The following is a 15631-nucleotide window of genomic DNA, read 5'->3' as shown; positions in this document are numbered from 1 at the left end:
GGAACTTCCCGCCGGTTAGGCTCAGGACATGCATGCCTGGCCCGCTTCCGAGGTCCCCGCCCTGCCTGGTCAGGGCCGCGACCTGAGGATCCACGACACCGCGACCGGTGGTCTGGTCACCCTTGACCCCGGCCCCGTCGCCCGTATCTACGTCTGCGGCATCACCCCGTACGACGCGACCCACATGGGTCACGCGGCGACCTACAACGCGTTCGACCTCGTTCAGCGCGTGTGGCTGGACAACAAGCGGCAGGTTCACTACGTCCAGAACGTCACCGACGTCGACGACCCCCTCCTGGTGCGTGCCGAGCGCGACGGCATCGACTGGGCAGCCCTCGCCGAGCGGGAGACCGCCCTCTTCCGCGAGGACATGACCGCGCTGCGGCTGTTGCCCCCGAAGCACTACGTAGGCGCTGTGGAGGCCATACCCGGGATCGTGCCGCTCGTCGAGCGCCTCAGGGACGCCGGGGCCGCGTACGACCTCGACGGGGACATCTACTTCTCCGTGGATTCCGACCCGCACTTCGGCGAGGTCTCCCGCCTCGACGCCGCCGCCATGCGGGTGCTGTCCGCCGAGCGCGGCGGTGACCCGGACCGTCCGGGTAAGAAGAACCCGCTCGATCCGATGCTGTGGATGGCCGCCCGCGAAGGCGAGCCCAGCTGGGACGGCGGTTCCCTGGGCCGTGGCCGGCCCGGCTGGCACATCGAGTGCGTGGCCATCGCGCTCGACCACCTGGGGATGGGCTTCGACGTCCAGGGCGGCGGCTCCGACCTCGCCTTCCCGCATCACGAGATGGGTGCCTCGCACGCGCAGGTGCTGACCGGCGAGCACCCGATGGCCCAGGCGTTCGTCCACGCGGGCATGGTCGCGCTGCACGGCGAGAAGATGTCCAAGTCCAAGGGCAATCTCGTCTTCGTGTCCCAGCTCCGGCGCGACGGTGTCGACCCGGCCGCCATCCGGCTCGCGCTGCTCGCCCACCACTACCGGTCCGACTGGGAGTGGACCGACCAGGTCCTGCGGGACGCCGAGGCGCGGCTCGACCGCTGGCGCTCCGCCGTCTCGCGGCCCGACGGCCCGCCCGCCGAGGCGCTCGTCGAGGAGATCCGCGAGGCCCTCGCGAACGATCTGGACGCACCGGCCGCGCTCGCCGCGGTCGACCGCTGGGCCGCGCTCCAGGAGGAGAGCGGCGGTACGGACGCGGGTGCGCCCGGAGTCGCCTCGCGCGCCGTGGACGCGCTGCTCGGCGTGGCCCTGTAAGCACGGAAAAGACGGCGCCGGGCGGGTCCACTACCGCCCGGCGCCGCTTTGCTTCTGTTCGTCACCGTGTGGGCCCGGCGGGTCCGCCCAGAGGATCGCACCGGTGCGCGCCTCGGCTTGGGCCTGAGGCGAAGGGCCATGGGCGGCCGTCGAGTTCGGGTTCCACCGGCGGCGGTCACGGCCTGTGCCGTGACCGTTCGCCGCGTGTGAACGCCGAGGGCGGTGCGCCCAGTGCGCACCGCCCTGTCAGTCCTCCGACGAGTCCTCGTCCTCGTTCCCCGACCGTGGCGGCTTGGGCGGTCGAGTGCGGCCGCTGGGGTTGTCCCGCAGATACGAACCGCCCTCACCGCCGTCCGCCGTGGCGTGCCCACCGGGCGGGCTGCCGTCCCGCCGCCGCAGATACCGCTCGAACTCGCGGGCGATCGCCTCCCCCGAAGCTTCCGGGAGCTCGGCGGTGTCCCTGGCCTCCTCCAACGTCTGGACGTACTCGGCGACCTCGCTGTCCTCGGCGGCCAACTGGTCCACGCCCACCTGCCAGGCGCGCGCGTCCTCCGGTAGCTCGCCCAGCGGAATGCGCAGGTCGAGGAGGTCCTCCAGGCGGTTGAGGAGGGCCAGCGTGGCCTTCGGGTTCGGCGGCTGCGACACGTAGTGCGGGACCGCCGCCCACAGTGAGACGGCCGGGACGCCGGCGTGCGTGCACGCCTCCTGGAGGACGCCCACGATGCCCGTGGGGCCCTCGTACTTGGTCTCCTCCAGGCCCATCCGGCGGGCCAGGTCCGGGTCGGACGTGGTCCCGCTGATCGGGACCGGACGCGTGTGCGGGGTGTCACCGAGCAGAGCGCCGAGGATCACCACCAGTTCCACGCCCAGTTCGTGGGCGAAGCCCAGCAGTTCGTTGCAGAACGAACGCCAGCGCATCGACGGCTCGATGCCGCGGACCAGCACCAGGTCGCGGGGCTTCTCGCCGCCGACGCGGACCACCGAGAGCCGGGTCGTGGGCCAGGTGATCTTGCGGACCCCGGCCTCCATGAACACTGTGGGGCGGTTCACCTGGAAGTCGTAGTAGTCCTCGGCGTCCAGCGCCGCGAACACCTCGCTCTTCCACTCCCTGCCCAGATGCGCGACCGCGGTGGAGGCGGCGTCGCCGGCATCGTTCCAGCCCTCGAACGCGGCCACCATGACCGGGTCGATCAGCTCGGGAACCCCCTCGAGCTCGATCACCCAGCGCCTCCTTCCGACGTGCCCTCGCGTACGTGCCAACCTTACGGCGTGCGACCGGGGCGCCCGCAGCCCCCTTGCACGGGGGAGTGAACGGATGACTGCCCCGTGCAGGGCCGTCGAACACCCATGATCACGGCCCGGCCTCAGGCTACCCAGGTGGTCCACACCTCCGATGGGTCAAGCGGCCGAGCGCAGCCACCGCTCCACGGACGCGATGTGCACCGTGGCCCAGGAGCGGGCCGCCTCCGGGTCACGGTCGCGCAGGGCGCCCAGGATCGCGCGGTGTTCGTGCAGGGTGCGGCCGACGGCGTCCTCCTGGGTCAGGCCCCGCCAGATCCTGGCCCGGGTGGCGGGCCCGGACAGACCGTCGAGCAGGGAGCACAGCACCGAGTTCCCGCAGCTCCGCACGATGCCCCGGTGGAACTCCAGGTCGCAGGCGACGAGTTCCGCCACGGACGGTTCGCGGCCCAGCTTGTCCAACTGGGCTGTCATTTCATCCAGTTGCTGCTCGCTGATCCGTGAGGCCGCCAGGGCCGTCGCAGCGGGCTCCAGGATGCGGCGCACCGCGAGGAACTCCAGCACGGTGTCGTCGCGGTGGAAGTCGACGACGAAGCCCAGGGCCGCCAGCAGCAGTTGGGGATCGAGGCTCGTCACGTAGGTGCCGTCGCCCTGCCGCACGTCCAGGATGCGGATCAGCGCCAGGGCGCGCACGGCCTCGCGCAGGGAGTTGCGGGAAAGCCCCAGCTCGGCGGCGAGTTCGCTCTCCTTGGGCAGGCGGTCACCGGGACGCAGCGCGCCCGAGACGATCATCGCCTTGATCTTTTCGATCGCCTCGTCGGTGACTGCCATGGCGCGCCTCCCGGTTACCCCAGACATCCGATGTCTCGGCGTCATTATCGGGGTTCGGTCCACTGACGTCCCCACCCTCGCTCCGCGAGCGTGGGCAGCGCACAGAGAAGGGCGGCTTCCCCCGTGGAAGCCGCCCCTTCGGTCAGGGGATCTACTTCTCGTCCAGCAGGTCCTGCACCTTGCCGCGCACCTCGTCCGTGGCCAGGCCGCGGATCGTCAGCGTGGTGCGGCGGCGCAGCACGTCGTCCGCCGTCTCGGCCCACTCCTGGTCCCGGGCGTAGACGACCTGCGCCCAGATCTCCGGGGCGTCCGGGTGGACGCGCTTGCCCAGTTCAGGGTTCTCGTTGGCCAGCCGCGCGATGTCGAAGGCCAGCGAACCGTAGTGGGTGGCCAGGTGCTTGGCGGTGTCGGGCGCCATGCGCGGGCCGGGGGCGGGCCCGTCGACGACCAGCCGGTGGGCGATCGCGCGCGGGTTGGCGATGCCGGGCAGTGGCAGCTTGCGCGGCAGCTTGGAGATTGGCTCGAAGTCGTCGCCGAGCGGGTGGCCCGGCAGGGACTCCAGCTTCCTCATGACCGTACGGCCGATATGCCGGAAGGTGGTCCACTTGCCGCCCGCGACGGACAGCATGCCGCCCTTGCCCTCGGTGACGACGGTCTCGCGCTTGGCCTTGGCGGTGTCGCCGGGGCCGCCGGGCAGCACCCGCAGGCCGGCGAAGGAGTACGTGATCAGGTCGCGGTCGAGCTGCTGGTCGCGGACGGAGAAGGCGGCCTCGTCGAGGATCTGGGTGGTGTCCTTCTCGGTGACCGCGACCTCGGCCGGGTCGCCCTCGTACTCCTCGTCGGTGGTGCCGAGCAGCAGCATGTCCTCCCAGGGGAGGGCGAAGGTGATGCGGTACTTGTCGATCGGCGTCGCGAGCGCGGCCTTCCACGGGGAGGTGCGCTTGAGGACCAGGTGCGCGCCCTTGGACAGGCGTATGGACGGCGCCGCGTTCGGGTCCTCCATCCGGCGCAGGTGGTCGACCCACGGGCCGGTCGCATTCAGTACCAGCCGCGCGTCGACGCCGAACTCGTCCCCCGAGACCCGGTCCCTCAGCTCAGCACCGGTCACCCGGCCCCGGGTGAAGCGCAGCCCGGTGACCTCGGCGTGGTTGAGGACGACCGCGCCGGACTCGACGGCCGCACGGACCGTCATCAGCGCCATGCGCGCGTCGTTCATCTGGTCGTCGCCGTACACGGCCACGGCCTTCAGGTTCTCGGTGCGCAGCTCCGGCACGTCCTGCTGTGCCCGGGCAGGCGAGAGCAGATGGCCGACGCCGTCACCGAACGCCGACAGCGCGGAGTAGGCGAAGACGCCCGCTCCGAGCTTCGCCGCGCCGTGCGGCCCGCCCTTGTACACGGGGAGGTAGAACGTGAGCGGGTTCGCCAGGTGGGGGGCCACCAGGCGGGAGACCGCACGGCGCTCGAAGTGGTTCTCCGCCACCAGCTTCACCGCGCCGGTCTGCAGATAGCGCAGACCGCCGTGGAGCAGCTTGGAGGAGGCGGAGGAGGTGGCGCCGGCGAAGTCGCCGGCGTCCACCAGCGCCACCCGCAGGCCCGACTGCGCGGCATGCCAGGCCGTGGAGATGCCCAGGATTCCGCCGCCGATGACGAGGAGGTCGTAGGTCGCCTTGGACAGCTGCTCCCGGGTCTCGGCACGGCTGGGGTTGGAGCCGCGGGCCGGGTGCGTCCCAAGAGCCGGGACACTCTGCAGGGTGGTCATCCTGATTACTCCTCGTGCTCGATCCAGCCCATGGTCCGCTCGACGGCCTTGAGCCAGTTCTTGTACTCACGGTCGCGGGTCTCCGCGTCCATGTGGGGGGTCCACTCGGCGGCCCGACGCCAGTTGGCGCGCAGGTCGTCGGTGCTGGTCCAGAAGCCGACGGCGAGACCGGCGGCGTAGGCGGCGCCGAGGCAGGTGGTCTCGGCGACCATGGGGCGCACCACCGGCGCGTCCAGGAAGTCCGAGAGCGTCTGCATCAGCAGGTTGTTGGAGGTCATACCGCCGTCGACCTTGAGGGCTGTGAGTTCGACGCCCGAGTCCTTGGTCATGGCGTCCGTGATCTCACGGGTCTGCCAGGCGGTGGCCTCCAGGACGGCGCGGGCGAGGTGCGCCTTGGTGACGTACCGGGTCAGGCCGGCGATCACACCGCGGGCGTCGGAGCGCCAGTACGGGGCGAACAGACCGGAGAAGGCCGGCACGAAGTAGGCGCCGCCGTTGTCCTCGACCGACAGCGCGAGCGTCTCGATCTCGGCGGCGGTCTTGATCAGGCCCATCTGGTCGCGCATCCACTGCACCAGGGAGCCGGTGACGGCGATCGAGCCCTCCAGGGCGTAGACCGGCTTCTCGTCGCCGATCCGGTAGCCGACCGTGGTCAGCAGGCCCGAGTAGGAGTTGATGATCTTCTCACCGGTGTTCATCAGCATGAAGGTGCCGGTGCCGTAGGTGGACTTGGCCTCACCCTCGGAGAAGCAGGTCTGGCCGAACAGGGCCGCCTGCTGGTCGCCGAGCGCGGAGGCGACCGGGATGCCGCCGAGCAGCTCGCCGAGGCGTCCGCCGGTGATCTCGCCGTAGACCTCGGCGGACGAGCGGATCTGCGGCAGCATCGCCTGCGGAACCCCGATGGACTCGCAGATACGCTCGTCCCACTGCAGGGTGTGCAGGTTCATCAGCAGGGTGCGGGAGGCGTTGGTCACGTCGGTGACGTGGTGACCTCCGTCGACACCGCCGGTCAGGTTCCAGATGACCCAGGTGTCCATCGTGCCGAAGAGGATGTCGCCCGCCTCGGCGCGCTCGCGCAGCCCCTCGACGTTGTCCAGCAGCCAGCGGGCCTTCGGACCGGCGAAGTACGAGGCCAGCGGCAGGCCGGTCTCGCGGCGGAAGCGGTCCTGGCCCACGTTGCGGCCGAGTTCCTTGCAGAGCGCGTCCGTGCGGGTGTCCTGCCAGACGATGGCGTTGTGGACGGGCTCACCGGTGTTCTTGTCCCAGAGCACGGTGGTCTCGCGCTGGTTGGTGATGCCGATGGCCTTGATGTCGTCGCGGGTGAGGCCGGCCTTCTCGATCGCTCCGGCGACGACGTCCTGGACGTTGGTCCAGATCTCGGTGGCATCGTGCTCGACCCAGCCCGGCTTCGGGAAGATCTGCTCGTGCTCCTTCTGGTCGACGGCGACGATACGGCCGTCCCGGTCGAAGACGATGCAGCGCGAAGAGGTCGTGCCCTGGTCGATGGCGGCGATGAACGGCCCGTGGCCGTGGGAAGCGATGCCGGCGGTGTGTGCGTCGGTCACGGTGTGCTCCTGGGGTTCCGTGGGTAATGAGGGGCGGCCTGTGCCGCGCGGTGCTGTCGGGCGATGCCTGCGAAGAGCCTGTTCGGCTCAAGCAAAGGCGACGTTGTAGATGCCTGCGGCGATCGCCCCGCCGATCAGCGGACCGGCGACCGGGATCCAGGCGTAGCCCCAGTCGGAACCGCCCTTGTTGGGCAGCGGAAGGAGGGCGTGCACGATGCGCGGTCCGAGGTCACGTGCCGGGTTGATGGCGTAGCCGGTCGGGCCGCCCAGGGACAGACCGATCGATACGACCACGAGCGCGGTGATCAGGGCGCCGAGGGTGCCGAGGCCGTTGCCCTTGTCGTTGAGGCCCTGGGTGAGCACCGCGAGGACCAGGACGATGGTGCCGATGATCTCCGTGGCGAGGTTCTGCGCGGCGTTGCGGATCTCGGGACCGGTCGAGAAGACGCCGAGCACGGGGCCGGCCTCGGCCTCCCGTGCCTCGGCGGCCTTGGCGGCCTTGGCGGTCTTGGTGGCCTGCGCGCCCGGACCCCCGACGATCTCCCGGTCGGTGAGGTGGGCGTGGAACTGGCCGTAGTAGGCGACCCAGACCAGGGCCGCACCGATCATCGCGCCGAGCATCTGTCCGCCCCAGTAGGCCGGGACGTTCTTCCACTCCCCGTCCTTGATGGCGAGTGCGAGTGTCACGGCCGGGTTGAGGTGGGCACCGGAGAGGGGTGCCGAGGTGTAGACCGCCGTGAGGACGGCGAAACCCCAGCCGAACGTGATGGCGAGCCAGCCGGCGTTGCGGGCCTTGGAGGCCTTCAGCGTCACTGCGGCGCAGACGCCGCCGCCGAGCAGGATGAGTATGGCGGTACCGATGGTCTCGCCGATGAAGATGTCGGAGCTGGACACCCGCGACTCCTTTGTCCTTCGTCCAGGGGAAGGCGAACCCCGGGTCCCTCCGGTGGTCCGCGCCCTCGGGGATGAGAGCGATGCCGGCCCTTGGCGTTGTCACACTCTAGCGTGTATTGCCGGTACGTGTTCGACAATGCCGACCGTCGGACGGGAGTCTCGCGCTCGTTTCACCAGGCCGTCAAGAGTTCTGTTATCGAATGCACGATCGTTATTGATCGCCCTGAGTCATCAATCTCGGTGTGGGTGCGCCCCGTGTGCGAGGAGATGCGTCTTGTGGTCGCGCAGCGTTGCCGAGAGGCTGCCCGCGTGGGGGCGCGATATGCCTGCCGCGTCGGTGCGCGGGCAGACCAGAAGGACCGGTACGACGGGTCACGTACCGGCCCGCGGCGGCGCGAGGTCCTATTGGGTGTGCGGGGTCCGTGAGGTGTGCGGGGGTCGTGGGGTGCGCAGGGTCTCCTGCCTCAGAACCGCCCGGCGCCCAGGTCCCGTGACACCGCGCGGGCGCAGTCGCGGACCGCTGCTATCAGCTCGGGGCGCAGTTCCCCGTCCTGGCACACCCGTTCCACGGCGCCGGTGATTCCCACGGCGCCCACCGGCATCCGCCGCCGGTCGTGGATGGGTGCGGCGACCGAGGCCACGCCGGTCCAGGTCTCCTCCACGTCGGCCGCGTAGCCACGCGCGCGCGTGATGTCGAGAATGTGCTCGAAGCCGTCCAGCTCGCAGACCGTCCGGTCGGTGAACGCCTTCCGGTCGACCTCCAGCGCCTCGCTGTGCGCGACCGGGTCGTACGCCGACAACACCTTGCCCAGGGCCGTGGAGTGCAGTGGCTGCATGTCCCCGATCTCCAGGACCTGCCGGCTGTCGTCGGGTCGGAAGACGTGGTGCACGATCAGCACGCCCCGCTGGTGCAGCACCCCCAGATAGACGCTCTCGCCGCTGGAACGGGCCAGATCGTCCGTCCACACCAGGGCGCGCGCCCGCAGTTCGTGCACGTCAAGGTAGGTGGTCCCCAGCCGCAGCAGTTCGGCGCCCAGTTGATAGCGGCCCGAGGCTGCATCCTGTTCGACGAACCCCTCCTGCTGGAGCGTGCGGAGTATGCCGTGGGCCGTGCCCTTGGCGAGGCCCAGCGACGAGGCGATGTCCGACAGGCCGAGCCGTCGCTCGCCGCCCGCGAGCAGTCGCAGCATCGCGGCCGCCCTTTCGAGCGACTGGATGTTCCGTGCCATCGCCGTATTGCCCTCCGTCCCCTTCAGCCGTCAGTGACGGTTGCCATACCGCCGTTCGGCAATGTCGAACACTACCTGTCGTGGCCGACCTCTCGCTAACGGGCGGCCGCGTCCCCTTGCCGGGATCTGCGCATCGGTCACGTGTGCCACGCCCGCCCGCCCTGTGGACGCGCCTGACCTTACGGTCCCGCTCCGGGCTACGCTGTGCGGGTGCGTCTTCCACGGGAAGCGCAAAGCCGACAGCCGTCGCACTCCAGGGAGCATCTTCCATGGCCTCGTTGCCGAACCCGTCCCTTTCCTCTGTCTCCGCCGACAGCCGGACCCGATCCGCAGCACTCCGGGAAGCACTCGCCACCCGTGTCGTGGTGGCCGACGGAGCGATGGGCACGATGCTCCAGGCCCAGGACCCGACGCTGGAGGACTTCCAGCAGCTCGAGGGCTGCAACGAGATCCTCAACCTGACCCGCCCCGACATCGTCCGCTCCGTCCACGAGGCGTACTTCTCGGTGGGCGTCGACTGCGTCGAGACGAACACGTTCGGCGCGAACCACGCGGCCATGGCCGAGTACGAGGTCGCCGACCGCGTCCACGAGCTGTCGGAGGCGGGCGCCCGGATCGCCCGCGAGGTCGCGGACGAGTTCACCGCATCCACCGGGCAGCAACGCTGGGTGCTGGGCTCGATGGGGCCGGGCACCAAGCTGCCGACCCTCGGCCACGTCGGCTACCGCACGATCCGTGATGGTTTCCAGGCCAACGCGGAGGGTCTGCTCGCCGGCGGCGCCGACGCGCTGATCGTCGAGACCACCCAGGACCTGCTGCAGACGAAGGCGGCGATCCTGGGTGCCCGGCGCGCGATGGAGGCCACCGGCCTCGAGGTGCCCCTGCTGTGCTCGTTGGCGTTCGAGACCACGGGCACGATGCTGCTGGGCTCCGAGATCGGTGCCGCGCTGACCGCGCTGGAGCCGTTGGGTATCGACATGATCGGCCTGAACTGCTCGACCGGCCCCGCCGAGATGAGCGAGCACCTGCGCTACCTCACGCGCCACTCCCGCATCCCGCTGCTGTGCATGCCCAACGCGGGCCTGCCCGTCCTCACCAAGGACGGCGCGCACTTCCCGCTCGGCCCCGAAGGGCTGGCGGACGCTCAGGGGAACTTCGTCCGCGACTACGGCCTTTCCCTCGTCGGCGGTTGTTGTGGTACGACGCCGGAGCATCTGCGGCGGGTGGTGGAGCGGGTGCGTGGGCTGGCCCCGGTCGAGCGTCGACCGCGGCCGGAGCCGGGTGCCGCCTCGCTGTACCAGTCGGTGTCCTTCCGTCAGGACACGGCGTATCTGGCGATCGGTGAGCGGACGAATGCCAACGGGTCGAAGAAGTTCCGTGAGGCGATGCTGGGCGGCCGCTGGGACGACTGTGTGGAGATGGCCCGGGAGCAGATCCGTGAGGGCGCGCACATGCTGGATCTGTGCGTGGACTACGTGGGCCGTGACGGTGTCGCGGACATGGAGGAGCTGGCGGGTCGTTTCGCGACGGCTTCCACCCTGCCCATCGTGCTGGACTCCACCGAGGTGGACGTCCTGCGGGCGGGGCTGGAGAAGCTGGGCGGGCGCGCGGTCATCAACTCCGTCAACTACGAGGACGGGGACGGCCCCGGTTCCCGGTTCGCGCAGGTCACCCGACTTGCGAAGGAGCATGGTGCCGCGCTGATCGCGCTGACCATCGACGAGGAGGGTCAGGCCCGCACGCCGCAGAAGAAGGTCGAGGTCGCCGAACGGTTGATCGGTGATCTGACCGGGAACTGGGGCATCCGTGAGGAGGACATCCTCGTCGACACCCTGACCTTCACGATCTGTACCGGTCAGGAGGAGTCCCGCGGAGACGGTGTCGCCACCATCGAGGCGATCCGTGAGCTGAAGAAGCGGCACCCACAGGTGCAGACCACCCTGGGGTTGTCGAACATCTCCTTCGGGCTGAATCCGGCTGCTCGTATCCTGCTCAACTCCGTCTTCCTGGACGAGTGTGTCAAGGCGGGCCTGGACTCGGCGATCGTGCACGCTTCGAAGATCCTGCCGATCGCGCGGTTCTCCGAGGAAGAGGTGCGGACCGCCCTGGATCTGATCTACGACCGCCGTGGTGAGGACTACGACCCGCTGCAGAAGCTGATGGCGCTGTTCGAGGGTGCCACCGCCAAGTCACTGAAGGCGGGCAAGGCCGAGGAGCTGGCCGCGCTGCCGCTGGAGGAACGTCTGCAGCGGCGGATCATCGACGGTGAGAAGAACGGTCTGGAGCAGGACCTGGACGAGGCGCTGCGGGAGCGCGCGGCTCTGGACATCGTCAACGAGACGCTGCTGGAGGGTATGAAGGTCGTCGGTGAGCTGTTCGGTTCCGGTCAGATGCAGTTGCCGTTCGTGCTGCAGTCCGCGGAGGTGATGAAGGCCGCGGTCGCTCACCTCGAACCGCACATGGAGAAGTCGGACGCCGAGGGCAAGGGCACGATCGTGCTGGCCACCGTCCGCGGTGACGTCCATGACATCGGCAAGAACCTCGTCGACATCATCCTGTCCAACAACGGCTACAACGTCGTCAACCTCGGGATCAAGCAGCCGGTCTCCGCGATCCTGGAGGCCGCCGACGAGCACCGGGCCGATGTCATCGGTATGTCCGGGCTGCTGGTCAAGTCCACGGTGATCATGAAGGAGAACCTGGAGGAGCTCAACCAGCGCGGTCTGGCGGCCAACTATCCGGTCATCCTCGGCGGTGCCGCGCTGACCCGGGCGTACGTCGAACAGGACCTGCACGAGTTGTACGAGGGTGAGGTCCGCTACGCGCGGGACGCGTTCGAGGGCCTGCGTCTGATGGACGCGCTGGTCGGACTCAAGCGGGGCGTGCCCGGGGCGAAACTGCCCGAACTCAGGCAGCGTCGGGTACGGGCGGCCACGGTCGAGATCGAGGAACGTCCCGAGGAAGGCCACGTCCGCTCGGACGTCGCCACCGACAACCCCGTGCCCACACCGCCCTTCTGGGGCACTCGCGTCATCAAGGGCATCCCGCTCAAGGAGTACGCGAGCTGGCTGGACGAGGGCGCGCTGTTCAAGGGCCAATGGGGCCTCAAGCAGGCCCGCACCGGCGACGGGCCGACGTACGAGGAACTGGTCGAGACCGAGGGGCGGCCCCGACTGCGCGGCCTGCTGGACAGGCTCCAGACCGAGAACCTTCTCGAAGCGGCCGTCGTCCACGGCTACTTCCCGTGTGTGTCCAAGGACGACGACCTGATCGTCCTGGACGAACAGGGCAACGAACGCACCCGGTTCACCTTCCCGCGCCAGCGCCGCGGCCGCCGTCTGTGCCTGGCCGACTTCTTCCGCCCCGAGGAGTCCGGCCAAACGGACGTCGTCGGCTTCCAGGTCGTCACCGTCGGCTCCCGGATCGGTGAGGAGACCGGTCGGCTGTTCGCGTCGAACTCCTACCGCGACTACCTCGAACTCCACGGCCTGTCCGTGCAGTTGGCCGAGGCGCTGGCCGAGTACTGGCACGCGCGCGTGCGCTCCGAACTGGGTTTCGCCGGTGAGGACCCGGCAGACATCGAGGACATGTTCGCCCTCAAGTACCGCGGCGCCCGCTTCTCGCTCGGCTACGGCGCCTGCCCCGACCTCGAGGACCGCGCCAAGATCGCCCAGCTGCTGGAACCGGAGCGGATCGGCGTCCACCTCTCCGAGGAGTTCCAGCTCCACCCGGAGCAGTCCACGGACGCCATCGTGATCCACCACCCGGAGGCCAAGTACTTCAACGCGCGCTAGAGCCGCGACGGCGTCCCGGGCCGACGCCGGGGCCGCGCACGAAGCCGGCCCGGGCGTGCCCGAGACCCTTCCCGTACGTCCGCGGGCGCGTCGCTTCCGCGCCGAGAGGCGCCGTGCCCGCGACGGTCGTAAACTGATCCGTCCACCGCAGGCCGGTTCCCTGTCCGGGAACCGGCCTGGTCGTCCCTACATGGAGGTATGCCCGGATGACCACCACGGTCCCCGCCCTCGGCACCCGTAAGGGCGAAGGCTCAGCTCTGCAGGCTGTACTCCTCGACATGGACGGCACCCTGGTGGACACCGAAGGGTTCTGGTGGGACGTCGAGGTCGAGGTCTTCGCCGGCCTCGGCCACACGCTCGACCAGTCCTGGCGCGACGTCGTGGTCGGCGGCCCCATGAAACGCAGCGCGGGGTTCCTCATCGAAGCCACCGGGGCCGACATCCACCTCGACGACCTCACCGTGCTGCTCAACGACGGCTTCGAGGACCGTATCGGTCGCACGCTGCCCCTGATGCCGGGTGCCGCCAGGCTGCTGGCCGAACTGGCGGCGCACGAGATCCCCACGGCCCTGGTCTCCGCCTCACACCGGCGCATCATCGACCGTGTCCTGGCCTCCATCGGCCCGCAGTACTTCGCGCTGACCGTCGCGGGTGACGAAGTGGAACGCACCAAGCCGTTCCCGGACCCGTATCTGCTGGCCGCGTCGGGGCTGGGCGCGAGTCCCGGTCGCTGCGCCGTCATCGAGGACACCACGACCGGCGTGGCGGCCGCCGAAGCCGCCGGCTGCCGGGTGGTCGCCGTGCCCTCGGTCACCCCCATCGCCCCCGCCGTCGGCCGCACCGTGGTCACCTCACTCGAAGAGGTCGACCTGCCTTTTCTCAACGGATTGATGACGGAAATGCGCTAGGTGTTCACCCAGTGTGCACCTCGAATGCCCGGATTACCGAGGGCCGTCCAAGCCGAATGAATTAATACCGGCCGTCCGGCCGAATTCCGCTACCACTCTGCCCAATTGGGCATGTGACGTTAGTCACCAGCAGGTGAGGGGGCGGCGGTTCGGATGCGTGCTGTTCAGACCTGTTCGGGCAGGCTCGAAGTGTCCTTGTGTCCCGATTGGTGAACCGCTGCACGAATCCTTCCCTGACCGGTTGTTCGGTGTGTCCACGGCCGGTTCCGCAGCGTGATGGGGGCTCAACTCCGGTGGCTGTGAGCCCTTGTGCAGGTGCGGACTAATGTCTTCGCGAGAACATCGCTACGTATCCCCGTGCTCCGTCGCACCACCCATGCCTGTCGGATACACGGACTCAACAGCTGTGGAGAAACTCGAGCATGAACCGTAAGACTTTGGTGCTGCCGGCCGTCGTCGGTCTGCTCACCCCCGTCCTCGCTGCCTGTGGCGGGTCCGACAGCGGGGGCAAGAGCGGCGACGCCATTGTCGTCGGCACCACCGACCGGTTCATCGCCGACAAAGACGCCCCCGCGCCCCTCGACCCGGCCTTCGCGTACGACAACGGCCCCTGGAACATCCTCCGCCAGGTCGTGCAGACGCTGATGGCCCAGCCCCGTGGTGGCGGTGATCCCGTACCTGAGGCCGCCGAGAGCTGCGGCTTCAGCGACAAGGGCAACGAGCGCTACGCCTGCAAGCTCCGCAAGGATCTGAAGTTCGCCAACGGCGACCCGGTGACCGCGGCCGATGTGAAGTTCTCCATCGACCGCGTCCGCACCATCAAGGCCGACAGCGGTGTCGACGGCCTGCTGTCCACCATCGACACCGTCGAGACGCAGGGCGACAACGAGGTCATCTTCCACCTGAAGACCGCGGACGCCACCTTCCCGTTCAAGCTGTCCACGCCGGTCGCGGCCATCCTCAGCCCCAAGGACTACGAGAAGGACAAGCTGCGCGAGGGCTTCCAGATCAGCGGCTCCGGCCCGTACACGATGCAGGCCGAAGTCAAGAACAACGAGCTGGTCAAGGCCACGTTCACCAAGAACCCTCACTACCAGGGCCAGCTCACGCTGAAGAACGACAAGGCGGTGTTGGAGTCCTTCAGCGACGCCGCCGCCATGAGCACCGCCCTCGACAAGGGCGACATCGACGTCATGAGCCGTACCATGACGCCGAAACAGATCGACGACCGCCAGAGCGACACCACCGGCAAGGTCAACCTGGTCGAGATGCCGGGCCTCGCAACCCGCTACCTGGCCTTCAAGACCGACGCGCCGACGGTGAAGAACAAGGCCGTCCGCCAGGCGATGGCGCAGATCATCGACCGCGACGAGCTGGTCTCCAAGGTGTACGGCACCCAGGCCCAGAGCCTGTACTCGCTCGTCCCGGCGACCATCACCGGCCACTCCAACTCGTTCTTCAACAAGTACGGCAACCCGAGCGTGGACAAGGCCCGTAACTTGCTGAGCAAGGCGGGCGTCACCACCCCGGTGAAGCTGACGCTGCACTACACGACCGACCACTACGGCGCGGGCACCGCCAAGGAGTTCGAGGTGCTGAAGAAGCAGCTCAACGACAGCGGGCTGTTCGACATCAGCGTCGAGGGCACCACCTGGGACAAGTTCCGCCCGGCCGAGCTGAAGGGCCAGTACGACGTCTACGGCATGGGCTGGTTCCCGGACTTCCCGGACGCGGACAACTTCCTCACGCCGTTCCTCGACAAGGGCAACTTCCTCAACCTGCCGTACGCCAACAGCGAGATCCGCAACACCCTGATCCCGCAGTCCCAGCGCGAGGCCGACCGGCTCACCGCGTCGAAGAGCATCACCGACATCCAGGACATCGTCGCCGAGGACGCACCGATCATCCCGCTGTGGCAGGGCAAGCAGTACGTCGCCGTTCGTGACGACATCATGGGCGGCGAATACGCCATGAGCACCTCGTCCGATCTGCAGCTCTGGGAACTCAGCCGCGGTGTGAGCGGCTGACCGAACCCCGCTGCGGGCCCCCGGCGCCACCTGGCGAATTCCAGGGGTCGTTGCAACACAGGTGATCAACTGGCTGTGGCCAGGAGCTTAGCGAGGCGCTCGGCTGGGGTTTCCCAGCCGAGCGTTT

10 protein-coding genes are annotated in these 15631 nt (G+C 69.0%); 4 read left to right on the top strand and 6 right to left on the bottom strand.

Annotated features, from left to right (window positions below; genetic code table 11):
* Positions 1-28: 28 nt before the first annotated feature.
* Positions 29-1258, top strand: a complete 1230-nt coding sequence (gene mshC, locus ACWDEX_RS21435; RefSeq protein WP_450465294.1) for a cysteine--1-D-myo-inosityl 2-amino-2-deoxy-alpha-D-glucopyranoside ligase — start codon at positions 29-31, stop codon at positions 1256-1258.
* A gap of 246 nt (positions 1259-1504) precedes the next feature.
* On the opposite strand, the gene ACWDEX_RS21430 is transcribed toward mshC, so the two are convergent.
* The 6 genes from ACWDEX_RS21430 to ACWDEX_RS21405 all read right to left on the bottom strand — a co-directional run bounded on the left by ACWDEX_RS21430 (position 1505) and on the right by ACWDEX_RS21405 (position 8775).
* Positions 1505-2479, bottom strand: a complete 975-nt coding sequence (locus ACWDEX_RS21430; protein WP_450465293.1) for a PAC2 family protein — start codon at positions 2477-2479, stop codon at positions 1505-1507.
* 177 nt (positions 2480-2656) lie between these two features.
* Positions 2657-3328 (bottom strand): FadR/GntR family transcriptional regulator, encoded by a 672-nt coding sequence (locus tag ACWDEX_RS21425; RefSeq protein ID WP_450465292.1) that lies wholly within the window; start codon positions 3326-3328, stop codon positions 2657-2659.
* Positions 3329-3479: 151 nt separating this feature from the next.
* Positions 3480-5087 (bottom strand): FAD-dependent oxidoreductase, encoded by a 1608-nt coding sequence (locus ACWDEX_RS21420; RefSeq protein WP_450465290.1) that lies wholly within the window; start codon positions 5085-5087, stop codon positions 3480-3482.
* Between the two features lie 5 nt (positions 5088-5092).
* Positions 5093-6652, bottom strand: coding sequence for a glycerol kinase GlpK (glpK, locus tag ACWDEX_RS21415; protein WP_450465288.1), 1560 nt, complete (start codon positions 6650-6652; stop codon positions 5093-5095).
* Between the two features lie 87 nt (positions 6653-6739).
* The gene (locus ACWDEX_RS21410) at positions 6740-7546 is read right to left on the bottom strand and encodes an MIP/aquaporin family protein (protein WP_450465286.1); all 807 of its coding nucleotides are present in this window, start codon (positions 7544-7546) and stop codon (positions 6740-6742) included.
* A 464-nt stretch (positions 7547-8010) separates the two neighbouring features.
* Complete coding sequence (locus ACWDEX_RS21405) at positions 8011-8775, bottom strand: IclR family transcriptional regulator (protein ID WP_450465285.1); 765 nt, start codon at positions 8773-8775, stop codon at positions 8011-8013.
* Positions 8776-9044: 269 nt separating this feature from the next.
* Here ACWDEX_RS21405 and metH point away from each other — a divergent pair, with 269 nt between their 5' ends.
* The 3 genes from metH (at position 9045) to ACWDEX_RS21390 (ending at position 15504) form a co-directional block, all read left to right on the top strand.
* Positions 9045-12569, top strand: a complete 3525-nt coding sequence (gene metH / locus ACWDEX_RS21400; protein ID WP_450465283.1) for a methionine synthase — start codon at positions 9045-9047, stop codon at positions 12567-12569.
* Positions 12570-12775: 206 nt separating this feature from the next.
* Positions 12776-13477 (top strand): HAD family hydrolase, encoded by a 702-nt coding sequence (locus ACWDEX_RS21395; RefSeq protein ID WP_450465281.1) that lies wholly within the window; start codon positions 12776-12778, stop codon positions 13475-13477.
* 422 nt (positions 13478-13899) lie between these two features.
* A complete protein-coding gene (locus tag ACWDEX_RS21390; RefSeq protein ID WP_450465280.1) occupies positions 13900-15504 on the top strand; it encodes an ABC transporter substrate-binding protein in 1605 nt (534 codons plus the stop codon).
* Positions 15505-15631: the final 127 nt, after the last annotated feature.

The organism is Streptomyces sp. NPDC001020, from assembly GCF_053599115.1.
The sequence above is the reverse complement of the archived record's forward strand: the minus strand, read 5'-3'. Positions and strand labels throughout refer to the sequence as shown.